This window comes from Oerskovia sp. PE-21s (genome assembly GCF_056158145.1).
Window position 1 is genome coordinate 24,579 of record NZ_JBUXJM010000010.1, and the last position, 23,352, is coordinate 47,930.

17 protein-coding genes are annotated in these 23,352 nt (G+C 73.9%); 7 read left to right on the plus strand and 10 right to left on the minus strand.

Annotated elements, in window-relative coordinates; all coding sequences use genetic code 11:
• Positions 1-22: 22 nt before the first annotated feature.
• Positions 23-5,071, minus strand: coding sequence for an Lhr family helicase (locus ACZDYF_RS17060; RefSeq protein ID WP_475060150.1), 5,049 nt, complete (start codon positions 5,069-5,071; stop codon positions 23-25).
• A gap of 174 nt (positions 5,072-5,245) precedes the next feature.
• Here ACZDYF_RS17060 and ACZDYF_RS17065 point away from each other — a divergent pair, with 174 nt between their 5' ends.
• From ACZDYF_RS17065 to ACZDYF_RS17085, 5 genes are all read left to right on the plus strand, one after another.
• Positions 5,246-5,479 carry a DUF3046 domain-containing protein gene (locus ACZDYF_RS17065; RefSeq protein ID WP_204808554.1) on the plus strand — a complete coding sequence of 78 codons (234 nt, stop codon included), beginning with the start codon at positions 5,246-5,248 and terminating at the stop codon, positions 5,477-5,479.
• A gap of 89 nt (positions 5,480-5,568) precedes the next feature.
• Positions 5,569-7,722: a phage holin family protein gene (locus tag ACZDYF_RS17070; protein WP_475060154.1), complete on the plus strand. Its 2,154-nt coding sequence runs from the start codon at positions 5,569-5,571 to the stop codon at positions 7,720-7,722.
• Positions 7,719-8,612: an MBL fold metallo-hydrolase gene (locus tag ACZDYF_RS17075; protein WP_475060157.1), complete on the plus strand. Its 894-nt coding sequence runs from the start codon at positions 7,719-7,721 to the stop codon at positions 8,610-8,612. The genes ACZDYF_RS17070 and ACZDYF_RS17075 overlap by 4 nt, the downstream gene beginning before the upstream one ends.
• Before the next feature lie 294 nt (positions 8,613-8,906).
• On the plus strand, positions 8,907-10,004 hold the full coding sequence (recA, locus tag ACZDYF_RS17080; RefSeq protein WP_204808558.1) for a recombinase RecA: 1,098 nt from the start codon (positions 8,907-8,909) through the stop codon (positions 10,002-10,004).
• A gap of 23 nt (positions 10,005-10,027) precedes the next feature.
• A complete protein-coding gene (locus ACZDYF_RS17085; protein ID WP_475060164.1) occupies positions 10,028-10,975 on the plus strand; it encodes a regulatory protein RecX in 948 nt (315 codons plus the stop codon).
• 125 nt (positions 10,976-11,100) lie between these two features.
• Here ACZDYF_RS17085 and ACZDYF_RS17090 read toward each other — a convergent pair whose 3' ends face one another.
• From ACZDYF_RS17090 to ACZDYF_RS17105, 4 genes are all read right to left on the minus strand, one after another.
• Positions 11,101-12,009, minus strand: coding sequence for an amino acid ABC transporter permease (locus tag ACZDYF_RS17090; protein WP_191790635.1), 909 nt, complete (start codon positions 12,007-12,009; stop codon positions 11,101-11,103).
• Positions 12,006-12,695 carry an amino acid ABC transporter permease gene (locus ACZDYF_RS17095; RefSeq protein ID WP_030150550.1) on the minus strand — a complete coding sequence of 230 codons (690 nt, stop codon included), beginning with the start codon at positions 12,693-12,695 and terminating at the stop codon, positions 12,006-12,008. Before ACZDYF_RS17095 ends, ACZDYF_RS17090 begins: the two co-directional genes overlap by 4 nt.
• Positions 12,696-12,805: 110 nt before the next feature.
• On the minus strand, positions 12,806-13,666 hold the full coding sequence (locus ACZDYF_RS17100; protein WP_475060173.1) for a glutamate ABC transporter substrate-binding protein: 861 nt from the start codon (positions 13,664-13,666) through the stop codon (positions 12,806-12,808).
• Positions 13,667-13,893: 227 nt separating this feature from the next.
• Positions 13,894-14,727 (minus strand): amino acid ABC transporter ATP-binding protein, encoded by an 834-nt coding sequence (locus tag ACZDYF_RS17105; RefSeq protein WP_191790637.1) that lies wholly within the window; start codon positions 14,725-14,727, stop codon positions 13,894-13,896.
• A gap of 278 nt (positions 14,728-15,005) precedes the next feature.
• Here ACZDYF_RS17105 and miaB point away from each other — a divergent pair, with 278 nt between their 5' ends.
• Positions 15,006-16,574 (plus strand): tRNA (N6-isopentenyl adenosine(37)-C2)-methylthiotransferase MiaB, encoded by a 1,569-nt coding sequence (gene miaB / locus ACZDYF_RS17110; protein WP_475060514.1) that lies wholly within the window; start codon positions 15,006-15,008, stop codon positions 16,572-16,574.
• A gap of 46 nt (positions 16,575-16,620) precedes the next feature.
• Here miaB and ACZDYF_RS17115 read toward each other — a convergent pair whose 3' ends face one another.
• Positions 16,621-17,124: a type III secretion system chaperone family protein gene (locus ACZDYF_RS17115; RefSeq protein ID WP_191790639.1), complete on the minus strand. Its 504-nt coding sequence runs from the start codon at positions 17,122-17,124 to the stop codon at positions 16,621-16,623.
• Positions 17,121-17,765: a type III secretion system chaperone family protein gene (locus tag ACZDYF_RS17120; RefSeq protein ID WP_225227000.1), complete on the minus strand. Its 645-nt coding sequence runs from the start codon at positions 17,763-17,765 to the stop codon at positions 17,121-17,123. Before ACZDYF_RS17120 ends, ACZDYF_RS17115 begins: the two co-directional genes overlap by 4 nt.
• A gap of 59 nt (positions 17,766-17,824) precedes the next feature.
• On the opposite strand from ACZDYF_RS17120, the gene ACZDYF_RS17125 reads away from it, so the two are divergent.
• Positions 17,825-18,493 (plus strand): hypothetical protein, encoded by a 669-nt coding sequence (locus ACZDYF_RS17125; protein WP_475060185.1) that lies wholly within the window; start codon positions 17,825-17,827, stop codon positions 18,491-18,493.
• Between the two features lie 164 nt (positions 18,494-18,657).
• Here ACZDYF_RS17125 and ACZDYF_RS17130 read toward each other — a convergent pair whose 3' ends face one another.
• Genes ACZDYF_RS17130 through ACZDYF_RS17140 form a run of 3 tightly spaced genes read right to left on the minus strand, consistent with a single transcriptional unit; the run spans position 18,658 to position 23,185 of the window.
• Positions 18,658-20,748, minus strand: coding sequence for a hypothetical protein (locus ACZDYF_RS17130; RefSeq protein ID WP_475060192.1), 2,091 nt, complete (start codon positions 20,746-20,748; stop codon positions 18,658-18,660).
• Entirely contained in the window at positions 20,745-22,694 is a 1,950-nt protein-coding gene (locus ACZDYF_RS17135; RefSeq protein ID WP_475060195.1) for an HSP90 family protein, read from the minus strand. Before ACZDYF_RS17135 ends, ACZDYF_RS17130 begins: the two co-directional genes overlap by 4 nt.
• Positions 22,691-23,185 carry a type III secretion system chaperone family protein gene (locus tag ACZDYF_RS17140; protein WP_475060198.1) on the minus strand — a complete coding sequence of 165 codons (495 nt, stop codon included), beginning with the start codon at positions 23,183-23,185 and terminating at the stop codon, positions 22,691-22,693. The genes ACZDYF_RS17135 and ACZDYF_RS17140 overlap by 4 nt, the downstream gene beginning before the upstream one ends.
• Positions 23,186-23,352: the final 167 nt, after the last annotated feature.

Consider the following 23,352-nt stretch of genomic DNA (forward strand, 5'->3'; position numbering starts at 1 on the left):
GGGCGCGCGCCAACCACGGACCTCATGCGCGCAGCCCCCGCGGCGTGGGCCGGAACCCGGCCTCCAGGAGCGCGGCGGTGACCCCGAACGCTCGCGACGCGGTGCTGCCCGCTCCCGCCAGGGCGTCGATCCCGTCGATCCGCCCGATCACCGTCTTCCCGAGCAACCCGGCCCGCGAGGCGCGGGCGAGCTCTGCGCACGCCAGCGTGAGCCGACGGGCCGAGGACTCCGAGTCGTCGCCGAACGAGATGAGCGACCGTCCGCCGCGCTCGACGTACAGCACCAGGTCCCCGCCCACGAGCACGACGACGGAGCCCACCTTGCGTCCCGGGCGGTGCGTCGCCCGCGGGGCGGCTCGGGCCGTGCCCGCGGCGGGGGCGGACAGGACGGCCGTCGCGGTCGTCGCGCTCGCCGGCGCGGCGGTGGTCAGCGCAGGCGCCCTGCTCGCGGCCCCGGGCGAGCCCGGCACCCCGACACCGATCGGTGGCCCGCCCCCGGGTTCGTGCGGTACGCGGGGCTCTGGCCACGCCAGGGCTGCGCCGTACGGGTTGGCGGGGTCGGTCGCAGCGAGCAGCAGCGCGGCGAGCTCGCGGCGCCCGGGCGACTCCTCGGCGTGCTCGCGGTCCTGTGCGTCGGTGCGGAGCTGGTCGACCGCACCCGGCAGCGCGAACTGCGACCCGCCGAGGTGCTCGACGAAGTACCCGCGCCGGACCGTGCCCGTGGCCTCGAGCTCCGAGAGCACGCGGTAGACGCCGCGGAAGTAGTTGGTGACGCCCTCCGAGGGGGCCGCGCCCCGGGTCAGGACGCCGTGGCGGTCGAGCAGCACCCGGGTCAGGGCGTGCGTGCGGCGCGTGGGGTCCGGCTCGCGGGCCGGCAGGGCGGACCAGCGCCCCGAGCCGCCGCGCAGGTCGCTCTCGCCACGGGCCGCCCCGTTCGTCCCCGCCCCGAGCGAGGCGAACCGTCCCCTGGCCAACGGGCGGGCGCGGACGGGCGCACGGGGTGCGCGGTGCGCGCCACCCCCGGGGCCGAGGCGGCTGCGCAAGGCACCGAGACCGTCGTTGGTGACCCACCCCGCCCACACGAGGTCCCACAGGGCCTCGAGCGTCGCCGCCTGAGATGCCCCTGCCAGCTCGGCGATGCGCGGCAGGAAGAACCCTCCCGAGCCGGTCAGCAGGTCGACGACGGCCCGGTGCAGGTCGCTGTCGAGCGGGCCGTCCTCCTCGAGCGGTGACGCGTCGGGGAGGGTGAGGGGCGCGGCGTCCGCGAGGTGCAGGCTCACGAGCCCGTCCTTGCCGCCGGGCAGCGACGAGTGCCCGCACCACAGGACCTCGCCCGTGGTGGTCAGCTCGTCGAGCAGCGCGGGCGAGTAGTCCGTGACGCGCGAGGGCAGGACGAGCGTCTCGAGGGCCGAGGCGGGGACCGCCGCCCCGGAGAGCTGCTCGACGACACGCAGCAGCCCGTCGGTGCCCCGCAACGTGCCGATCCCGTGCCAGCGCGGCAGGAACACGCCCAGCGCCTCGGGAGCGACGGGCTCGACCTCGGCCCGCAGCGCTGCGAGCGACCGACGCCGCAGGGTCCGCAGCACCTCGGCGTCGCACCACTCCTCTCCCGTGCCGCCCAGCGACTCGGGGCGCAGCCGACCGCACACGAGCACGCGCGCGGCCTCGAGGCGGCGCAGCACCCCGGTGGCCACGGCCACCCCGATCCCGAACCGGGCTGCGACCTCGTGCGCCGAGAACGGGCCGTGCGTGCGGGCGTGGCGCCGCACCAGGTCGCCCAGCGGGTCGGGGACGGGCTCGGTGAACACCTCGGGGATCCCCGTGGGCAGGGCGACGCCCAGCGCGTCCCGCAGCCGCCCGGCATCCTCGACCACGGCCCACTGCTGCGCGGCGTCGTCGGGCACGCCGGCCAGACGCACCCCGATCACCCGGCGCGCCCCTTCCAGGGCCGTGAGCCATCCGGGCACCTCGTCGCGCACCTCCTCGCGTGTGCGGCGCGAGACCTCCGCGGCGGGGAGCGGGCCGAGCCTGCGCAGCAGGTCCCAGACGTCCTCCGCGTGCCGCGCCTGGCGGCCCGGCACCAGGGCGCCGAGCTCGGCCTCGGTCCGCTCGACCGACTCCGGGTCCAGCAGGTCCGCGAGCTGCGAGGCCCCGCCCTCGGTGCCGAGCAGCTCGGCGAGCAGCGTCGGGTCGAGGGACAGCGCGGCCGCGCGGCGCTCGGCGAGGGGAGCGTCGCCGTCGTACAGGAACTGGGCCGTGTACCCGAACAGCAGGGACTGCGCGAAGGGGGACGGGGTGGGGGTCGTGACGTCGACCAGCCGGACCCGGCCCGCGGCCAGGTCCCGCATGAGGTCGGTCAGCGCGGCGACGTCGAAGTCGTCCTGGAGGCACTCGCGCGCGGCTTCCAGGACGATCGGGAACTCGGGGTACTCGCTCGCGACCGAGAGCAGCTGCGCCGAGCGCTGACGCTGCTGCCACAGGGGCTGGCGCTTGTCGGGGCGTCGCCGGGGGAGCAGCAGGGCTCGCGCTGCGGCCTCGCGGAAGCGCGCCGCGAACATGATCGACCCCCCGAGCTCCGCGCGGACCTCGTCGAGGACCTCCTCCGGGGCGAGCAGCAGGTCCTCCGCCGTGACGACGGGCGACCCGGCGCCACCCGGCCCGGCAGCGCCGCCGGGGTCGTCGCCCCAGCCGCCGTCGCCCACGTCCGGCAGCCGGAGCACGATCCCGTCGTCGGAGTGCATCGCAGCGGCGTCCAGGCCGTAGCGGTCGCGCAGTCGCGCGCCCAGGACCAACGCCCACGGCGCATGGACCTTGGCGCCGTAGGGCGAGTGGATGACGACGCGCCAGTCGCCCAGCTCGTCGCGGAAGCGCTCGACGACGACCGTCCGGTCGTCGGGCACGCGCCCCGTGGCCTCGCGCTGGCCGGCGAGGTAGGCCATGAGGTTGTCGGTGGCCCAGGCGTCGAGTCCTGCGTCGCGCAGGCGCTCCGCGAGGGGTCCGTCGGTCGCGGCCAGCGTCTCGAGCTCGCGCACCCAGGCACCGACCGCCCGGCCGAGCTCGGCCGGGCGGCCGGGTGAGTCGCCCTTCCAGAAGGGCAGGCGTCCGGGGGCGCCCGGGGCGGGGGTCACGAGCACACGGTCCGGGGTGATGTCCTCGATGCGCCACGTGCTCGACCCGAGCGTGAACGTGTCGCCCACGCGCGACTCGTAGACCATCTCCTCGTCGAGCTCGCCCACGCGCCGCCCACCCCGCGCCCGGGAGCCCGTCGCGGCGCCCCCGGGCGGGTCGCCGACCACGCCGGCCGCGTCCTCGGGGCCTGCCGTGGCCGAGGAGTCCGTCGCGAGGAACACCCCGTACAGGCCGCGGTCCGGGATGGTCCCGCCGCTCGTGACCGCGAGCCGCAGCGCACCGGGCCGTCCGCTGAGGACCCCCGACGTGCGGTCCCACACGATCCGTGCCCGGAGCTCGCCGAAGTCCTCGCTGGGGTAACGGCCCGCGAGCATGTCCAGCACGGCGTGCAGCGTCGCGTCGCCCAGGGCGCCGTACGGCGCGCTGCGCCGCACGAGCGCCGCGAGGTCCGCGACGGTCCAGTCGTCGAGCGCGACCATGGCCACGACCTGCTGCGCGAGCACGTCGAGCGGGTTGGACAGCACGTGCAGGTGCTCGATCTGTCCGGTGCGCATCCTGTCCGCGATCACCGCGGAGGGCACCAGGTCGCCCCGGAACGTCGGGAACACCACGCCGTGGGACACCGCGCCCACCTGGTGCCCCGCGCGCCCGATGCGCTGGAGCCCGCTCGCGACCGACGGCGGCGCCCCGACCTGGACCACGAGGTCCACGGCGCCCATGTCGATGCCCAGCTCCAAGGACGACGTCGCGACCACCGCGGGCAGACGCCCGTCCTTGAGCTCGGTCTCGGTGCGGGTGCGCTCCGCCCGGCTCATGGAGCCGTGGTGGGCCCGGGCGATCACGGGCTCGGTGCCCGCGCTCGCACCGGACTGGGCCAGGACCTGCGCGGGCTGGAGCGTCCCGACGTCGGGCACGTCCTCGCCCTGCCGCTCGGCCCAGACCTCGTTCATGCGGGCCGTGAGCCGCTCGGCGCCTCGCCGCGAGTTGGTGAAGACCAGCGTCGAGCGGTGCTCCGCCACGAGGTCCACGACGCGCTCCTCGACGTGCGGCCACACCGAGGGGCGCGGCGGACGGGCCGTGGCCGGACCCGCGAGGTCGGGCTCGCCGTCGGGCAGGGGCGCGAGGTCCTCGGGGCCCGCTGCCCTGCCCGGCACCGGGGCGCTGCGCAGGTCGGCCAGGTCCGGGACGGGCACGACGATGTCGACCTCGATCCTCTTCTCCGAGGGCGGCTGCACGACCACGACCTCCCGCCCCTGGTCCTCCGGGCGGCGGTGCCCCGCGAGGAACGTCGCGACGGCCTCGACCGGCCGGACCGTCGCGGACAGGCCCACGCGCTGCGCGGGCACGGGGAGCAGGGCGTCGAGGCGTTCGAGCGAGACCGCCAGGTGCGCCCCGCGCTTGGTCCCGGCCACGGCGTGGATCTCGTCGACGATGACGGTCTGCACGCCCGCCAGGCCTGCGCGCGCCTGGGACGTCAGGACCAGGAACAGCGACTCGGGCGTCGTGATGAGGATGTCCGGGGGAGCGACCCCGAAGCGGCGCCGCTCGCTCGCAGGCGTGTCGCCCGTGCGGGTGCCGACCACGACGTCCGGGACCGTGGTCCCGAGCCGCACGGCGGCCTGCCGGATGCCTGCGAGCGGCGAGCGCAGGTTGCGCTCGACGTCCGCGGCCAGCGCCTTGAGGGGCGAGACGTAGAGGATCTTGCAGCGGTGCGCGGGGTCCGCGGGCGCCTCGTCCGCGGGAGGGGAGAGCAGCCTGTCGAGCGACCACAGGAAGGCCGCGAGGGTCTTGCCCGATCCCGTCGGGGCCACGACGAGCGCGTGCCGGTCGCTCCCGATCGCCTCCCACGCGCCGGCCTGCGCGGCTGTCGGACGCTCGAACGCGCCCTCGAACCAGGCGCGGGTCGGAGCGCTGAAACCGGCGAGAGGGTCGGGGGTCGTCACCCCGCCATTGTGGGCGCTGCCACCCACAACCGCTCCCTGCCCGGCACGCACGCGGCGCGGACCCCGGGTCGGCCGGGCACGGAGGCCTCGTCGACCGGTCGACCTCGGGGTCGACGGCGGCCGGCGAGGCTCCGTGATGACGGGCGAGGTCCCGGGACGTGGCAGGCTGTCCCCGTGCGGTATCGAGAGTTCTGGCAGCTGGTGGACGAGGTCTTCGGATCGGCCTACGGTCGCGCCCTGACCCGGGACCAGGTGCTCAACGCCCTGGACGACAGGACGGCGGTCCAGGCCCTCGAGGACGGCGTCGAGCCGCGCTACGTGTGGCACGCGCTGTGCGACGCGTTGGAGGTGCCGGACTCGCAGCGGTGGGGTACCGACAAGAACCGGCAGGCGCCGCCCGCGCGGTAGGTGCGTCGGGCCGTGGTCGGGAGGTGTGCTGCCAGGAACCGGCAGGCGCCGCCCGCGCGGTAGGTGCGTCAGCGCGGCATCATGGCCGCATGAGGCACCGTCTCCCGTTCTCCGTGCACGACCTGACGGGGGCTCTCTGGTCGCTCGTGTCGACGACGGCGGGCCTGGCGCTCGCGATCTGGATCGTCCCCGGGGTGCGGATCACGTCGTGGTGGTCGGTGTTCCTCGCGGCGTTCGTGGTCGGTGTCGGCGACGTGCTCCTGCGACCGCTGTGGCGTGTCGTCGCGGGTCGTGCCGGCGTCCTGGGGGCGCTGGTGTCGGGGCTGGCCGGTCAGGTGCTCGTGGCGTGGCTCGCCCTGACGTATCTTCCTGGCTTCGAGACCGACGACTGGGGCGCTGTGGTGGCGGTGCTGGTCCTGGCGGCGTTCTTCATGGCTGTCGGCCGGTGGGCGATCGGCGCGAGCGACAACGAGTACGTGATCGACCACCTGCTCCGGCGCGCGCGCCGTGCACAGCGTGCCGCGGCGCGTCGAGCGCGTCCTGGTGCCGGCGCGACGACCGACGGGCGTGCGTCCGGGCCCACCGACGGCCTGGCGGGCGGGCCGGGTGCACCGCGCGCGGGACTCCTGGTCGTCCAGCTCGACGGCGTCGCGCGCGAGACGTTCGACCACGCGGTCCAGGCGGGGCTGGCGCCGAACCTCGCACGCTGGCTCGGTTCCGGCTCCCACGTGCTCGAGTCGTGGTGGGCGCGCGTCCCGTCGACGACCCCGGCGAGCCAGGCAGGCCTGCTGCACGGGACGAGCGAGCACGTGCCGGCGTTCCGCTGGTGGGACCGCGCGCAGGGGCGTCTGGTCGTGACGAACCGGCCGGCGGACGCGGCCCAGGTCGAGGCGCTCATGAGCGACGGGCGGGGGCTGCTCGCGGACGGCGGGGTCGCGGTCTCGACCATGTTCTCGGGTGACGCCTCGACGAACCTGCTCGTCATGAGCCGGGCGGGTGCGGGCCTGGGGCCGGGGCAGCTCTTCGTGCACTTCTTCTCGAGCCCGTTCGTCCTGGTCCGGGCCCTCGTGGCGACGGTGGGGGAGTTCTTCAAGGAGCTCTACCAGGGGTGGCAGCAGGCCGTGCGCGACGTCGTGCCGCGCGTCTCGCGCCTGGGGGCCTACCCGGTCCTGCGTGCGGTCTCGAACGTCGTCCTGCGTGACCTCAACACCTCGCTCGTCGCCGAGCAGCTCGTGCGCGGGGCGCCCGTGGTGTTCGTCGACCTCGTCGACTACGACGAGATCGCGCACCACGCGGGGCCGCTTCGCCCCGAGGCGATGCGGGCGCTCGAGGGGCTCGACCGGGTCGTGGGCCTGTGGGAGCAGGTCGCGCAGGTCGCTGCGCGCCGCTACGAGATCGTCGTGCTGTCCGACCACGGCCAGTCGCTCGGCGCGACGTTCGAGCAGGTCGTGGGGCGTTCGTTCCTCGACGAGGTGCGCCGCCTCATGGCGGTCGTCCCCGCTGCGGGCGGGCGGCGCCGTCGGGCGGCCGGGGTGCGGTCGCCCGCCTCGGCGGACTCCGAGGCCTGGGGAGCGGTCAACACCGCGCTCAACGCGCTCGGGCGGGGTGGCGCCGAGGACGCGAGGGGCGGTCGCGTCGTGGTCGGCCCCGACCGCGAGCCCGAGCCTGCGGGGCAGGGCGACCTGCCCGAGGTCGCGGTCGTCGGCTCGGGGAACCTCGGCCTCGTGTGGTTCCCGCGTTCGCCGGCGCGGCTCGTGGGCGACGAGATCCGGGCGCGCTGGCCCGCGCTCGTGCCGGGTCTGGTCGCGAACCCGGCCGTGGGGGTCGTCGTCGTGCAGGAGAGCGGCCCCGTGCAGGGCGAGGTGCCCGACGTCGTCGCGTACGGCCCGGCGGGCAGCCACCACCTGGTCACGGGTGAGGTCCTCGGGCAGGACCCGCTCGCCCGGTACGGGCCGCGGGCCGCGCCCGACCTGCTGCGGGCGGCCTCGCTCGAGCACGCGGGGGACCTGCTGCTGGTCTCGAGCGTCGACGACGCGGGGCTGGTCCATGCGTTCGAGGGCCTCGTCGGGTCGCACGGCGGCCTGGGTGGTGCCCAGAACGAGGCCATGCTGCTGTACCCCGCGAGCCTGCGCGTCGCGGACGGTGCGCGGGAGGACGTGGGCGGGACCCGCATGCTCGTGGGTGCCGAGGCCGTGCACGGCGCGCTCGTCGGGTGGCTGCGGGAGCTGGGGGTCAGGACGTGACGGGGGTCGCGCCCGGGCTGCGGGTCACGTGGCTGGGGCACTCGAGCGTCGTGCTCGACGTCGCGACGCCCGACGGGGACGTGCGCATCGTGACCGACCCCCTGCTCCGGCGCCACGCCGGGCTGCTGCGTCGGCGCGGCGTACGACCCGCCGAGGTGTGGCGCGGCGCCGACGCGGTGCTCCTCTCGCACCTGCACCACGACCACGCGGAGCTCGGCTCCCTGCGCCTCCTGGGCGACGCCCCGATCCTGACGGCGCCCGCGAACGCGCGCTGGCTGCGTGCGAAGGGGCTCCCCGGCGTGGGCCTCAGCGCGGGTCCAGAGCACGACGACCGGCCCCTCGTGGGTCCCGTGCCGGGCCGCCCGCGCGGCCCCCTGTCGGTCGCCGCGGGCGGGGAGCACGGCACGTGGCACGACGTCGGGGCGCACGTCCGCGTCCACCTCACGCCTGCGGTGCACGGGCACCGGCCCATGCCGCACCGGCCCAACGCCGCGGTGGGGCACCTGGTGCAGACGGACCGCTGGACCCTGTGGGCCGTGGGCGACACCGAGGCCTACCCGGGCATGGCGCACCTGCCGGCGCTCGCGGGCGGGCAGGTCGACGTCGCGCTCGTGCCCGTGGCGGGCTGGGGGCCGCGGCTGTCGGGCGGGCACCTGGGGCCGGCCGAGGCCGCGCGCGTGTGCGCGGCCGTCGGGGTACGTGTCGCGATCCCCGTGCACTGGGGCACCCTGCACGCGCCGGGTGGCCAGAACCTGCCGCGCGGGTGGATGGACCACGCGGGGGCGGCGTTCGCCGCGGCGGTGCACCGGTGGGCTCCTGGGACGCGGGCGGTCGTGCTGCGGCCGGGGGAGTCGTGGGAGGGATCGTGGGAGGGATCGTGGGAGGGATAGGCGCGGGTCGCGGGGTGGGCGCCCGGGCCTGGACGTCGGGACGGCGAGGAGGGCGAGGGCAGCGAGGGCAGCGAGAGCGCGGCACGGGCGTCGGCGACACGCCGCACCGCGAGGGTTCTCTCGAACAGGTGTTCGGGTAGAGTTGTGCACAGCACGAGCTGACCGTCCGTCGTCCACAGGGGGGACCAGGGGGACGGTGGGTGTCAGTGGCGGCACGTACCGTCGGGACACGACACAGGCTTCCTGAACACACTCTCGGCACGGTTCCGTGCCCCGCACGCAAAGGTGAGCGACATGCCCGCACCCGCAGACCGCGAGAAGGCGCTCGAAGCCGCCCTCGCCCAGATCGACCGCAACTTCGGCAAGGGCTCGGTGATGCGCCTCGGCGAGGAGGGGCGTGCGCCCGTCGAGGTGATCCCCACCGGGTCGATCGCCCTGGACATCGCGCTCGGCATCGGCGGACTCCCGCGCGGTCGCGTCGTGGAGATCTACGGCCCCGAGTCCAGCGGCAAGACGACCGTCGCCCTGCACGCCGTCGCGAGCGCGCAGCGAGCCGGCGGTATCGCGGCGTTCATCGACGCCGAGCACGCGCTCGACCCCGAGTACGCGAAGAAGCTGGGCGTCGACACCGACGCGCTGCTCGTCTCGCAGCCGGACACGGGTGAGCAGGCCCTCGAGATCACGGACATGCTGATCCGCTCGGGCGCCATCGACATCATCGTCATCGACTCGGTCGCGGCCCTCGTTCCCAAGGCCGAGATCGAGGGTGAGATGGGTGACAGCCACGTCGGGCTCCAGGCGCGCCTCATGTCGCAGGCGCTGCGCAAGCTCACCGGAGCCCTGAGCCAGTCCGGCACCACCGCGATCTTCATCAACCAGCTCCGCGAGAAGATCGGCGTGTTCTTCGGCACGCCCGAGACGACGACCGGTGGCAAGGCGCTCAAGTTCTACGCGTCGATCCGCCTCGACATCCGCCGCATCGAGACGCTCAAGGAAGGTACCGACGCCGTCGGCAACCGCACGCGCGTCAAGGTCGTCAAGAACAAGATGGCCCCGCCCTTCAAGCAGGCCGAGTTCGACATCCTGTACGGCGTCGGCATCTCCCGCGAGGGTGGTCTGATCGACATGGGCGTCGAGCACGGTTTCGTGCGCAAGTCCGGGTCCTGGTTCACCTACGGCGGCGACCAGCTCGGCCAGGGCAAGGAGAACGCGCGCTCGTTCCTGCGCGACAACCCGGACCTCGCCAACGAGCTCGAGAAGCGCATCAAGGAGAAGCTCGGCGTGGGGGCCAAGGTCGACGCGCCTGCGGACCCCGCAGCCGCAGACGCACCGGCAGTGCCCGCAGCCCCGGCGGCGGCTCCGGCCGGTAAGGGCAAGAAGGCCGTCCTCTGATCGTCGACGACCCGCTGGACCGCATGCCCGAGTGGGCGCGTCCCCTTCCCGGAGAGGAGGGGGACGCGCCCGTCGGTGCTTCCGGTGCAGGGGCTGGGGGACGTGGTGCGGAGGGGAGCCCGTCGCCTGCGCGCGGTGCACGATCGCGCCGAACGGACGGCGGCCGTCCCGTCGGCGACGGGGGCGCGTCGGCTGCGTCCGGGTCCGGGGCGAGCCGGCTCGGCGCGGGCGGCTCCTCGCGGTCGCGGGACGAGAACGGCGGGTCGTCGGGGCGTGGTGGGTTCGGGCAGCGCAGCTCGTCCGGCTTCGGCAGCAGCGGGCTGAGCGGCGGGTTCGGCTCGACGTCCTCGAGACGGAGCACGGGCGGGGGGCGCCGCAAGGAGTACTCGGGGGAGCGCAAGGAGCGCAAGCCGCGGCCCACGGTCGCAGACCGCATCGAGTCGGGGGCGCTCGCCGGGGCCGAGCTCACCGAGCACGCGCGCGAGGCGATCCTGCGGACGCTGACGGCAGCCCCCAAGAGCAGGCGCCAGCTCATGGACGCCATGACCCGCAAGGGCTACCCGCCCGAGGTCCTCGAACCGATCCTCGAACGCTTCGAGGAGGTCGGCCTCGTCGACGACGCCGAGTACGCCGGGATGATCGTCCGTACGCGGCACAACGAGCGTGGGCTCTCACGCCGCGCCATCGCCCAGGAGCTGCGGCGCAAGGGCATCGACGACGACACCGCGACCGGCGCCCTCGACCAGGTCGACGAGGACGACGAGGCCGACGCCGCCCGCGACCTGGTGCGCCGGCGTCTCGCTCGCACGACCGGGCTCGACCGCGACGTCCGCACCCGACGTATCGTCGGGATGCTCGCCCGGAAGGGGTACAGCCCTTCGCTCGCGCTCGGTCTGATCCGTGAGGAGCTGGCCCGCGAGGGAGAGTCGTCGGGCGAGGACGAGCCCTTCGGCGGGTTCGACGACCTCTGAGGGTGAGCGCCGTCGTCGGGCCGCTTCCCTGAGCGCTGGGACCGAGCACACGCCCTGACGCGAGCCAGCCGTCCCGGCCGTGGTGGGCCGCGACGGCTGGCGCGCGTTCGCGCCGTGGCGGGAGCCTACTTCGGTGCAGACGGGACGACGGGAGCCGTGCCCACCGGGGCCGCACCGCGCGCCCCGACCGCGAGGCCAGGGGTCGCCGCCCGGACGGGCCCTGCGGTACGCCCCTTGAGGCGACGCGCGAGGATCTCGGCGACCTTCGACAGGACGTAGTTGATCGTGATGAACAGGATCGCCGCGACGAGCAGAGACTGCAGGATGTTGCCGTACGCCGACCCCAGCCGGCGCGACTCCTGGAGCAGCTCGGTGTACGTGATGATGTAGCCCAGCGCGGTGTCCTTGAGGACCACGACGAGCTGGGAGACGAGCGCCGGGAGCATCGCGATCAGCGCCTGCGGCACCTCGACCGACCGGAGCGACTGGCCCCGCGTGAGGCCGACCGCGAGAGCCGCCTCGCGCTGGCCCGTGGGCAGCCCGTACACGCCCGAGCGGACCAGCTCCGCGACCACCGAGCCGTTGTAGAGGATCAGGGCGATCACGACGGCCCAGAAGGGGGCGTCGGGCACCGTGAGCTGGGCCAGGAACAGCCAGAAGAAGATCATCATGAGCAGCACCGGGACGGCGCGGAAGAACTCGACGACCAGCCCCGCGAGCCATCGGACGAGCCGGACCGACGAGAGCCGCCCGATGCCGAACAGCAGGCCGAAGACGATCGCCCCCACGATCGCCACGCCCGCGGCGCGCAGGGTGTCGACGAGGCCCGGGAGATAGAAGTTCTCCCACGCGTCGGCCGTGAAGATCGGCTGCCACTTCTCGGCGGTCAGCTGTCCCTCACGACCCAGCAGGACCAGGGCGTAGGCCGCGATCCCCGCGACCACGACCGCGCCGACCACGTTGCCGACCACGATGGTCCGGCGCCCCCGGGGGCCCGGGGCGTCGAACAGGACCGTCTGCTGCTGCGCGCTCATCGCTTCACCGCCAGGCGGCGGGACAGTGCCGTCGTCGCGAGGCCCACCGGGATCACGAGGATCACGTAGCCGATCGCGAACGTCAGGAAGATCGCGATGATGACGTCGGAGTCGAACTCGATCATGGTCTTCATGAGGCTGGAGGTCTCCGTCGCGACACCGGCCGCGGCGGCCACGGTCGAGTTCTTGATGAGGGCGATGAGCACGTTGCCGAGCGGGGCGACCGACCCGCGGAACGCCTGCGGCAGGATGACGATCCTCGCGGCGGGCAGGAACGACAGGCCGATCGCGCGCGCCGCCTCGGCCTGACCGATCGGCACGGTGTTCACGCCCGAGCGGATCGCCTCGCACACGAACGCCGCGTGGTAGACCGCCAGGCCGAGCACGGCGAAGCGGAAGAAGTTCGACGGGAAGTCGTCGGCGAGCTGGATCTTGAGCTGCCCCCAGACCCCGAGGGTCAGGAAGACCATGATGATCGTCAGCGGGGTGTTGCGGAACAGCGTGACGTACGTGGCGCCCGCCCACTGCAGGCTCGGGATCGGGGAGATCCGCATGAGGGCGAGCACCGTGCCGATGACGAGCGCGAGGATCGCGGCCCAGAACGTGAGCTGGATGTTGACCCAGAACGCGCCCAGCACGTCGTAGGACTCGAAGAGTCGCAGGAACTGAGAGAGGTAGTCACCCACTACGGGTCACCCTTCGCGAGGTGCGGCGAGTGCGCCGCACAGGACCGGACAGGGACGGGTGCCGGGCCGGGCCCGCGCCTTGACGCGGACCCGGCCCGGCAGCGGACCTGTCAGGCGCAGGCGTCCGGCGTCGGCGGGTTCTCCGAGGCGTTCGGGGTGTACCCGGTGCCCTCGGTGTTGGCCGTGATGGCCTCCTCCCACGACCCGTCCTCGATCATCTCGGTGATCGCGGCGTTGATGTCCTCGCACTTGTCGCTGCTCTGCGGGATCCCGACGCCGTACCGCTCGGTCGAGAACGGCGCCCCGACGACCTTGACCTTGCCCTTGTTCGCGGGCTGCGCCGCGAGACCGGCCAGGATGATGTCGTCCGTGGTGACCGCGTCGACCTGGCCCGAGAGCAGGGCCGTGACGCACTCGGCGTAGCCCGGCTGCTCGAGGAGCTGGACTCCCGCGGCGTACTCGTCCTTGATCCGCTGGGCCGACGTCGAGCCCGTGACCGAGCAGAGGTTCTTGCCCTCGAGGTCCTCGGGTCCCTTGATGTCGGTGTTGTCCTCGGCGACGAGCAGGTCCTGCCCGGCGACGAAGTACGGGCCGGCGAACGCGACCGTCTCCTTGCGCTTGTCGGTGATCGAGTAGGTCGCGAAGATCATGTCGACCTGGTCGGTGCTCAGCAGCGTCTCGCGCTGGGCCGACGGTGCTTCCTTCCACTCGATCTGGTCCTCGGAGTAGCCGAGCTTCTCGGCGACGTAGCGAGCGACGTCGGTGTCGAACCCTGTGTAGGTGTCGCCCTCCTTGAAGCCGAGGCCGGGCTGGTCGAACTTGATGCCGATCGTGATCTTCTCTCCGCCGGCGCTGGCGGACGAGCCCTCGGTCGAGCCGCCGCCGTCGTCGCTGCCCCCGCACGCGCTCAGGGCGAGTGCGGCGGTCGCGGCGAGTGCGACGAGTCCTCCGGTACGGGTGCGTGTGCGCATGGTGTCTTCCCCTTCGTCGGTGCCGGGCCGTCACGGGAGTCCTGGTGGTCACCCGCTGCGGCCGGCGGTCGGTGCCGGTCGAGCTGTTCGGTTGCTGCAGGTGGGCCGGGCTCGTCGGTGAGCCCGGGGACCGTGGGGCGTGCGTGCTGCTGGGGACTGCTGGTCGAGAGACCGGGTAGTGGGGGCTGGTCGGGCGGACGCGTCGGTGCGTCCGCGGTGCGAGGGTGTCAGTGGGTCAGGATCTTGGACAGGAAGTCCTGGGCGCGGTGGCTCTTCGGGTTCGTGAAGAACTCCTCGGGCGGTGCCTCCTCGACGATCTGGCCGTCCGCCATGAACACCACGCGGTGGGCGGCCTTGCGGGCGAAGCCCATCTCGTGGGTCACGACGATCATGGTCATGCCCTCCTTGGCGAGGGCGACCATGACGTCCAGGACCTCGTTGATCATCTCGGGGTCCAGCGCCGAGGTCGGCTCGTCGAAGAGCATGACCTTGGGGTGCATGGCCAAGGCCCGCGCGATGGCCACGCGCTGCTGCTGCCCACCCGAGAGCTGGGCCGGCATCTTGTCGGCCTGGTTGCCGATCCCGACGCGGTCGAGCAGCGCCAGGGCCTCCTTCTTGGCCTCCGCGGGCTTGGTCCGACGGACCTTCACCGGCCCCAGCGTCACGTTGTCGAGGATGGTCTTGTGGGCGAAGAGGTTGAACGACTGGAACACCATGCCGACGTCGGCTCGGAGCCTGGCGAGGTCCTTGCCCTCCTCCGGCAGCGGCTGTCCGTCGATCGCGATCGTGCCGGTGTCGATGGTCTCGAGCCGGTTGATGGCGCGGCACAGCGTGGACTTTCCCGAGCCCGAGGGGCCGATCACGACGAGCACCTCGCCGCGCCGGACCGTGAGGTCGATGTCCTGCAGGACGTGGAGGTCCCCGAAGTGCTTGTTGACCCCGTGGAGCTCGACGAGCGGAGCTCCGAGCTCGTCGTCACGCGAGGGCGCGTCGGGTGGTGGCGAAGGTGCGGTGGGCGACGCGTCGGGAGCGTCGCTCGGGGTGGTCGGTTGCGCGTCCATTTCATGAACCTAGGGGGCTTTTGTTGCGCACGCCACTGTTTCCGGCAACAGTTCGGCAACGGACGGGCAACAGATGCCCGGCTGGCGGCGAAAGAGAGTTTCGGTCCGGTGCCCGGCGCGCCGTACCCTTGACGGTGATGTTCTCCACCGCCCTGCGCCCCGAAGACAGCCCCGCAGCGGGTCCCGCCGACGTGCTCGCGGTCGACCCGCCGGGGGTCGTCGAGCCCGCAGCCGCGGATCCCGGCGGAGAGGTGCCCGCTGCGGCGCAGCGGACCTACATGGTCCGCACGCTCGGCTGCCAGATGAACGTCCACGACTCCGAGCACATGGCGGGCATGCTCGAGCAGGCCGGGTACACGCGGGCCGAGGCTGCCGACGAGGCCGCGCACCGCGCCGACGTCGTCGTCATCAACACGTGCGCGGTCCGGGAGAACGCGGCCACGCGCCTGTACGGCAACCTGGGGCAGCTCGCGTCGATCAAGGCCAAGCGGCCGGGCATGCAGATCGCGGTCGGTGGCTGCCTCGCGCAGAAGGACCGGTCGGGGATCGTCGAGAAGGCGCCGTGGGTCGACGTCGTGTTCGGCACGCACAACCTCGACGCGCTGCCCGTGCTCCTGGAGCGCGCCCGGCACAACGAGGCCGCGCAGGTCGAGATCGCCGAGTCGCTCCAGGTCTTCCCCTCGACCCTGCCGACCAAGCGCGAGTCCGTGTACGCGGGCTGGGTGTCGATCAGCGTCGGCTGCAACAACACGTGCACGTTCTGCATCGTGCCGCACCTGCGCGGCAAGGAGCGCGACCGGCGACCGGGCCAGGTCCTGGCCGAGGTCCAGGCGCTCGTCGACCAGGGCGCGATCGAGGTGACCCTGCTCGGGCAGAACGTCAACAGCTACGGCGTCGAGTTCGGCGACCGCGGCGCGTTCGCCAAGCTCCTGCGTGCGTGCGGCGAGATCGAGGGGCTCGAGCGCGTGCGCTTCACGTCCCCGCACCCGGCCGCCTTCACGGACGACGTCATCGCGGCCATGGCCGAGACCCCCAACGTCATGCCCCAGCTCCACATGCCGCTCCAGGCCGGGTCCGACCGCGTCCTGCGGGCCATGCGCCGCTCCTACCGGTCGGAGAAGTTCCTCGGGATCCTCGACCGGGTGCGGGCTGCCATGCCCGATGCGTCGATCACCACGGACCTCATCGTGGGCTTCCCCGGGGAGACCGAGGAGGACTTCGCCGAGACCCTGCGGGTCGTCGAGGCCTCACGCTTCTCCTCGGCCTTCACGTTCCAGTACTCGCAGCGCCCGGGGACCCCCGCGGCCACGCTCCCGGACCAGCTGCCCAAGGAGGTCGTGCAGGAGCGCTACGAGCGTCTCCAGGCGCTCCAGGACCGGGTCAGCGCCGAGGAGTCGGCCCGGCAGGTCGGTCGCACGGTCGAGGTCCTCGTGGCCGAGGGCTCGGGGCGCAAGGACGGTGCGACGCACCGTCTGACGGGTCGTGCCGCGGACAACCGTCTGGTCCATCTCGCCGTCCCGGACGAGGTCGTCGCGCTCATGGCCGGACGCTCCGACGCCGACGTCACGGCCGACGACCCGCGCCTCGCCGACGACCTGGACCCTCGGCTGCCCCGCCCCGGCGACATGGTCACGGTCGAGGTCACACGCTCCGCGCCGTACCACCTCGTCGCGGACTCGGTGCTCGACGGCAGCGTCTACGCGGTGCGCCGCACGCGCTCGGGCGACGCCTGGGTCGCGCGCGAGAAGACGCGCCTCGGTGGCGGCGACGACCACGGTCACTCGCACGGAGCGCCTGCGGCGGGCGGGCCCGTGAGCCTCGGGCTGCCGAGCCTGCGCCGCCCCTGAGCCGCCCCCCAGAGCTCGCGGGGACCCGGCAGCGGCGCACCCGGGCTCAGGTGGGCGGGAGCTGGCCGCCGATCGTCCCGAAGAGCTGTACCGCGGTGCCCAGCCCGCACGACACGATCTGGCCGAGCTGGTCGTCGGTCGCGCCCTGCTCGAGGTCGACCGACACCTCGGCGTAGACCGCGAGGCCCTGGCTCTCCTCACGGACGTAGACCTTGGGCCAGATGCGCTCGCGGTTCCAGTCGTTGACGGACTGCAGGAGAGCGAGCCGGGCCGTCACGGGCACGGTCGTCGACCAGCGTCCGCGGACCTGGAGGATCTCCTGGTGGTCGCCCAGGAGCAGGAACCAGAACCGGTTCCCGTCCCACGTGCCCGTGACGTCGCCGTCGTCGTCGATGCGGAAGTGGTAGCCGCGCCGCGACAGGTAGTCGCCGATGCGGCGGGTGGACAGCGGTGAGGGCACCTCGGCGTCGACGGGCACGTCCTCGACGGGCTTGGGCCGGTGGTTGCCGAACAGGCGCGCGAGCCAGCTCGTCCGGGGGGCGGGGCTCACGGTGCCGACCTCGCGGGGTCGGGGTAGAACTCGTCGAGGGCGTCGAAGAACATCGACCCCGTCGACAGGCCGCACTGCAGGAGCTGGTCGAGCTGGTCGTCGTTCACGCCGTGCTCGAGGTCGACCGTGACCTCGGTGAACACGTGCACCATGCCGTTGTCCCGCACGCGCGTGTATGCCTTGGGCCAGATGCGGTCCGCGTTCCACTCGTTGCAGAACTCGAGGATCTCCTCGAGGCGCTCGATCGTGATGTCCCGGTTCCACTGGCCGCGGACCTGGAGGATCTCGTGGTGGGAGCCGAACAGCAGGAAGTAGAACAGCCGCCCGTGCCACAGCCCGCCCACGTCGCCCTCGGCGTCGATGAAGTAGCTGTACCCGGCGTCGGCGATCCACTCGAGGACGCGGGCGCGGTGCAGGGGGGTGGGGATCTTGTCGTGCTCGATGTCGGCGATCATGGTGCCGCCGAGCTCGCGGAGCAGGAGGCTCTCGACCGAGGCGTGCAGCGCGGCGTCGTCGAGCGGGGTGCCGGACGTCCCGCCGGCCTCGTCCCAGGCGTGCTCGTCGGGAGCGTCCTTCCTGCCCTGGTCGCCCGAGTCGTCTCGTCCTGCCTGGTGTCCCCGTCTGCCGCCGAAGAACCTCATGGGCCCACCCTACCCGCGCCCGCTGGGGATCGTCCTGCTCGCGGGGTAGCGTGGCGCGCGTGATCGTTCGCGCCGTCGCCCTGCCCGGTACCCCGTTGCTCGTCCCGGGCGTCGCGGGCGCCGCCGAGGTCCTCGCCGAGTCCCGCGCCCAGGCGCTCGACGCGCTCCGCGAGGTCGTGCAGGGCGCGCGGCGCGTCGTCGTCCTGGACTGCGGGGCTCGCCGGGCGGGGGACCGGCGAGGCGAGATGCGCCCAGGTCTGGAGGCGGCCGGGGTCGACCCGCGCTGGTGGGGCTGGGCCCCGCGAGCATCGGCCGCCGCGCTGCCCGCCGCGGGAGTCCCTGCCTCGGTCGCTCTGCTGGCCCTCGCCGCGGCGGGCTGGGAGGGCCCGGTCGAGGTCGTCGAGCTCGGCGCCGCGCCCGCCGCGGCCGCCGTCGGGCTCGTGCGCGACGTCCTGGCGGAGCCGGGCACCGGACTGGTCGTCGTCACCGGTGCGCGGCCCTCGCTGCCCGACGGCGCCGCGTACCCTGCGAGCGCCGGTGCGGCAGGCGGTTCCGCCGGGGGCGCGAGCGTGGCGGACGGCACGGCAGAGGACGCGGTGCTCCGGGCGCTCGGCGAGGCCTGGGACCGCGAGGTCCGGCATGCGACGGGGGAGTACGAGGGACGCCTCTACGAGGTCGTCGGATTCCGGGTCCCCGCGGACGAGCAGGTCGCTACCGTGCCCCGGTGACCACACCGCGGCCCGTCGTCCAGGGCGCAGCGGCGCGCCGCGCAGGCGTCCGGCCGACGTGAACGCGCCCCCGGAGGTGCACCCGTGCGACGTTCAGGTGCACCCGTGGAACGTACGGGTGTGCCGACCCGTCCGGGACGACCGGACCGGTCGGCACACCGGGGTCAGCGGCGGCTGACCGCGTCCGCCACCTGGCCTGCCTCGTCGTCACGACCCAGGCGGCGCAGGGCACCGACGAGCTCGTTGCCCACGAGCGCGCGAGAGGCCTGGTCGTGCGCGAGCCGGAAGCCGTCGAGAGCCGACTCGAGCGCGAGGACCGCGCTCTCGAGGTCGCCCGCGTCGGCACGTGTGGTCCCGGCCAGCCAGAACGCGTGCGCCGCGCCACCCAGGTCGCCCGCGCGGGCGTACTCCTCGGCGACGGCCTCGGCGGCCGAGGACGCACGGTCGTGCTCGCCGAGCGTGGCCAGGAGCCGGGCTCGCGTGTCGAGGAGCTCGCGGCGCTCGCGGGCGGCCCGCTCCTCCTCCGCCGCGGCGACCGCTCCGTCCGCAGGGCCGGTCCCGACGCCGGCGAGCGCGGTGCCCGCGACGCCCGCAGTGCCCGCAGTGCCCGCGACGCCTGCGACGCCTGAGCCCCCCGAGGTCCCGTCGACGACCGCGTCACCGGCCTCCGCAAGAGCCCTGTCGACGGCCGCGAGGCCCGCGGCCGCGGCACCCGCCCGTGCGGTGAGCCGGGCGTAGGCCCGTACGACCGGCCCCCGGTACGTGGGCCCGACGCCACCCGCACGCAGGAGCGCCACGGCGCGAGGGAAGGCCGCGAGGGCGCCCTCGACGTCCTGCTCGTCCGCCGCGAGCTGCGCGGCCTCGGCCAGCGCGAAGCCCGCCTCGTCGAGCGCGCCCTCGGCCTCGAGCAGTGCGGCGGCCTCCTGGTACAGGCCGGCGGCCCCCGCTGGGTCCTCGGACCTGACGTCCTCGGCCTGGGCCACGAGCGCCTGCGCGTCACCTGCCCGCGCGTCGTCGTCCTCGGAGGTGATCGCGGTGCTCGCGGTGAAGGCCGAGATGTCGGCGGGGCCGCCCGTCGCGGGGGCGGGCTCGGTGCTCCTCACCGGGGCCGCGGAGGTCCGGCTCGTCGCCGGGACGGGCGCGTCGGCCTGCGTGGTGCCGAGCACGCTCAGGCTCACGGGCAGGAGCGTGGGGGCGCTCGCCCACACCTCCTCGGTGCGTCGCGTCGTCGCGTCGGTGCCGTTGCGGGCGTCGAACGCGGCGGCGATCTCGCGGGCCTCCGTGCGCACCCAGGCGTCGAGCCCGGCGACCGTGGTCACCGGGACCTCGCGCAGGGCCACCCGGCGCTCGCCGTGCTCCGCCACGAGGATCGACGTCGCGGTCCCGACGCTGAGGAGGAACGACCAGCGGCCCCGCGGGGAGTCCGCCGTCACGAGGTGCTCCTGCTGCTCCACGATCCGGGTCAGGGCGCGCTCGACGTTGCCCGTCCGTGCGAGGAACTCGATGTGACGGCCCTGCGGCCCCTCCATCGAGACCCCGTTGTCGAGGTGCCGCAGGCCCCTGCGGTGGGTCGCGGCCGCCTTGTCGGCGTCACCCGTCTCGAGGTAGGCGAGCTGGAGCCGGGAGAGCATGTCCCCCGGCTCGGTCGCGCACTCGGGCGAGCCCGCGAGGACGTGCTCCAGGAGACGGATGCCCTCGTCCAGGCGCCCGGCGTCGAACAGGTAGGCGGCGCGGTCGCCCGGTTCGCACGCCTCGCACTGCGAGAAGTCGTCCCGGGGGGTCGCGACCCACGCCTCGTACGCCGTCGCGGTGTCCTGCGTCCCGCGGGCACGAGCCCACTGGAAGCGAGACATCGTCACGGCGTTCATGCCGTTGCCCGCCACCGCGTACCGGCGCTCCATGTCGTCGAGCGTCCGCTCGATCTGCGCGGCCGGGACGGCGGGGAAGTCCATGAGGTTGCCGACCATCCACTTGAACGACCAGAACAGCGAGTGCGTGTCCTGCTCGTCGAAGTGCTCGGGGTGCTCGTCCCACCACCGCAGGAGCTGGGTGAAGGGCAGGTACGCCTTGGTGACCTCGTTGCCCCACACGTAGGACTCGACCAGCACGAACAGTGCGTACGCGCGGGCCTCGGCGGGGCCCTCGGCCGTGATCCGTTCGAGCTCTGCGGCGGCGGTGGTGCTCCGGGCGATGCCGTAGGGCATCTCGCGGACGTGGAACAGCGCTTCGTTGGCCTCGTGGACCGAGCGGGTCATCGGTTCTCCTCCAGGTGGGTCGTGCCGGGGCGCAGCGCACGGTCGAGCAGGACGCCGAGCGAGCCGTTCATGAGGGTGGCCTCGGAGGCCCGCAGGGGCCTGCCGGACAGCAGCAGGGCGGTGACGTACAGGGACTGGGCGCCGGCCTCGAGGACCTGCGGGTCCGTCGTCGCGAGCAGCGACCTGACGGTCTCGTTGGTGTCGTTGAGCACGAGCCGCCGGGAACGGGCCGGACCCGTGAGCCCGGCGAGGACCTGGCCCCAGACGTCGTCCGCCGCGTCCGCGGTGGCCTGCGCCTCGCGCTCGTGGTCGCCGTCCCGGTCGTGCAGGAGCATCGCGGGCAGGGCCGAGGGCTCGAACGCGCGCACGATCGCCTCGCAGTCGTGCGGTGCGAGCGCACCGTCGACGGCCCGGACGGCGTCGGCGACCTCCAGCTCGCGCAGCGGGTCGACCTCCAGGAGCGCCTGGGAGACGTCGGTCGAGGTCACGGGGGCGAGGCGCCACTGCGGGAAGCGCCGCGAGATGCGTTCGAGCAGGTCCGCGTCGTAGACGTACCCGCCGTTGACGAGCCCGAGCCCCTGGGCCGCCGCGACCGGCGCGACGCGCCGGAACTCCTCGACGCTCGGGGTCCATAGGAGGCGGGCCCCCTCGGGCAGGGTGGCGGCCAGGTCCGTGAGCGTGCCCGTCCCTTCGGTGGTCTCGAAGGGAAGGACCCGGGCCGCGAGGTCGAGCATGTCGTCGTCCTGGAGGGCGAGCGCCCGGACGGCGAGGTGGTGCACACGCAGGAACGCACGGCTCGTGGGGGAGTGCTCGGCCAGCGTGGCGAGCGCCCACGCCCGGACCTGGGCGCCGAGGGCCTCGCGCGTCGCGAGCAGCACCTCGTCCTCGTAGAGCCCCTCGCGCGACGCGGTGGGGCGCAGCGCGGAGGCGTCCAGGACACAGCGGACGAAGAAGGCCCACGGGGGCAGGAGGTCGTCGACCCGCGTCCCCAGGAGCATGCGCTTGAGGTACACGCGGTGGCTCGACGGGGTCGTGGGCGAGACCGCGGCGGGCAGGACGTACGCGACGCCGGTCAGGCCTGCGAGGGGCAGGTCGAGGTCGATGCGCGCGAGCGGCGTGAAGCCGAGCGTCTGCTCGGCGTACCGGGTCAGGGCCGCCTCGCGCTCGGCGGGCGTCCCGTGCTGTTCCTTCCACGGGAGGTCCTTGCCGCTGAGCCGGCGCCAGACCGTGGGGGAGTCGACACCCGTCGCAGGGGTGGCCTCCGCGGCGACCGGGTCGACCCCGGACCCGGGGGACCCGTCCGTACCGTCGGTCGGGTCCAGGTCGAGACGGACCTCGACCTGGAGGTCGACCGGGAGCAGTGACCCGAAGTCCTGTGCGAGCGCCGTGACGGTCTCCGGGGCGAGCCAGTGCTCCATGTCGCGGCGCGGACGCAGGCGGACGATGCTGCCCGGCCCTTCCGGGACCGCTGAGTCCTCGCCCAGCACCTCGGCCAGCTCGTAGCTGCCGTCGGCGAACCCGCGCCAGCGCACCGGGGCGGGGGCTGCGCCGTCGGGCAGGGGGCGCGCCGAGCGGGACGTGAGCTCGATCTCGTCGGCGACCATGAACGCGGACAGCAGTCCGATGCCGAACTGGCCCAGGAACTCCTCGCGGCCCGTGCCGAGCTCGACGTCGCGCTTGGAGCTGCGACCGATCGTGGCCAGCAGCTCGCCGGCCTCGGCGAGCGTCAGTCCCACCCCGGAGTCCGCGACCTCGAGCCCGCCGTCGGGCAGCGGCCGCAGCCGGATCGTCGCCGGGGCGTCCTCGCCGGCGAGCCCGCGGCGCGCGGTGATCGCGTCCACCCCGTTCTGCAGGAGCTCGCGCAGGTAGACGCGCGGGCTCGAGTACAGGTGGCGTGCCAGCAGGTCGACGACCCCGTGCAGGTCGACCTGGAACGTGCTCGTCACAGCGGCAGGTCCTCGACGAAGACGTTCGCGTCGGCCGCGTCCGGGTTGGGGAAGCGCTCGTCGAGCTGCTCGAAGAACTGCAGCCCCGAGTACAGCCCGCACTCGACGAGCTGGCCGAGCTGGTCGTCCGCCGCGCCGTGCTCCAGGTCCGTCGACACCTCGGTGTAGACCGCCACGTGCTCGCCCTCGACGCGCGTGTACACCTTGGGCCAGATCCTGCTCTGGTTGAACTCGTTGGCGACCGAGGTCACCCGGGCCTCGTCGGCGACCGGGAGCGTGCGGTTCCACCGTCCGCGGACCTGCAGGATCTCGTCCTTGCTCCCCATCACGAAGAAGTAGAAGACGTTGCCGTCCCAGCCGCCGCCGAGGTCGCCGTCGTCGTCGACCCCGTAGTTCCAGCCCTTGCCCGCCAGGAAGGCCTCGACCCGGTCGCGCGACAGCGGAGCGTTGGGGGTCTGGGTCGTGTCGCCGGGCTTGGTGAAGTAGCTCATGTCTCGTTCCTCGTCGTCGGTTGCCGCTGCGGTGCGGCGGCGAAGGCCGTGCGGGCGGGGTGCCTGCCCCTGTCCGCCCACCCTGAGGAGCCTACGCACGTCCACCCACACCGGGACAGGGTGGATTTGTCCGACCGGGCCGAGCACCCCGGCCGGTCGGGGGGCGG

What these genes read in the sequence shown, in the direction of transcription:
- ACZDYF_RS17070 (WP_475060154.1), top strand. Translation starts at nt 5,569, where the DNA reads ATGAGGCACCGTCTCCCGTTCTCCGTGCACGACCTGACGGGGGCTCTC.
- ACZDYF_RS17130 (WP_475060192.1), bottom strand. Translation starts at nt 20,748, where the DNA reads ATGACCCGCTCGGTCCACGAGGCCAACGAAGCGCTGTTCCACGTCCGC.
- miaB (WP_475060514.1), top strand. Translation starts at nt 15,006, where the DNA reads ATGGTCCGCACGCTCGGCTGCCAGATGAACGTCCACGACTCCGAGCAC.
- ACZDYF_RS17085 (WP_475060164.1), top strand. Translation starts at nt 10,028, where the DNA reads ATGCCCGAGTGGGCGCGTCCCCTTCCCGGAGAGGAGGGGGACGCGCCC.
- ACZDYF_RS17105 (WP_191790637.1), bottom strand. Translation starts at nt 14,727, where the DNA reads ATGGACGCGCAACCGACCACCCCGAGCGACGCTCCCGACGCGTCGCCC.
- recA (WP_204808558.1), top strand. Translation starts at nt 8,907, where the DNA reads ATGCCCGCACCCGCAGACCGCGAGAAGGCGCTCGAAGCCGCCCTCGCC.
- ACZDYF_RS17090 (WP_191790635.1), bottom strand. Translation starts at nt 12,009, where the DNA reads ATGAGCGCGCAGCAGCAGACGGTCCTGTTCGACGCCCCGGGCCCCCGG.
- ACZDYF_RS17120 (WP_225227000.1), bottom strand. Translation starts at nt 17,765, where the DNA reads ATGAGGTTCTTCGGCGGCAGACGGGGACACCAGGCAGGACGAGACGAC.
- ACZDYF_RS17140 (WP_475060198.1), bottom strand. Translation starts at nt 23,185, where the DNA reads ATGAGCTACTTCACCAAGCCCGGCGACACGACCCAGACCCCCAACGCT.
- ACZDYF_RS17100 (WP_475060173.1), bottom strand. Translation starts at nt 13,666, where the DNA reads ATGCGCACACGCACCCGTACCGGAGGACTCGTCGCACTCGCCGCGACC.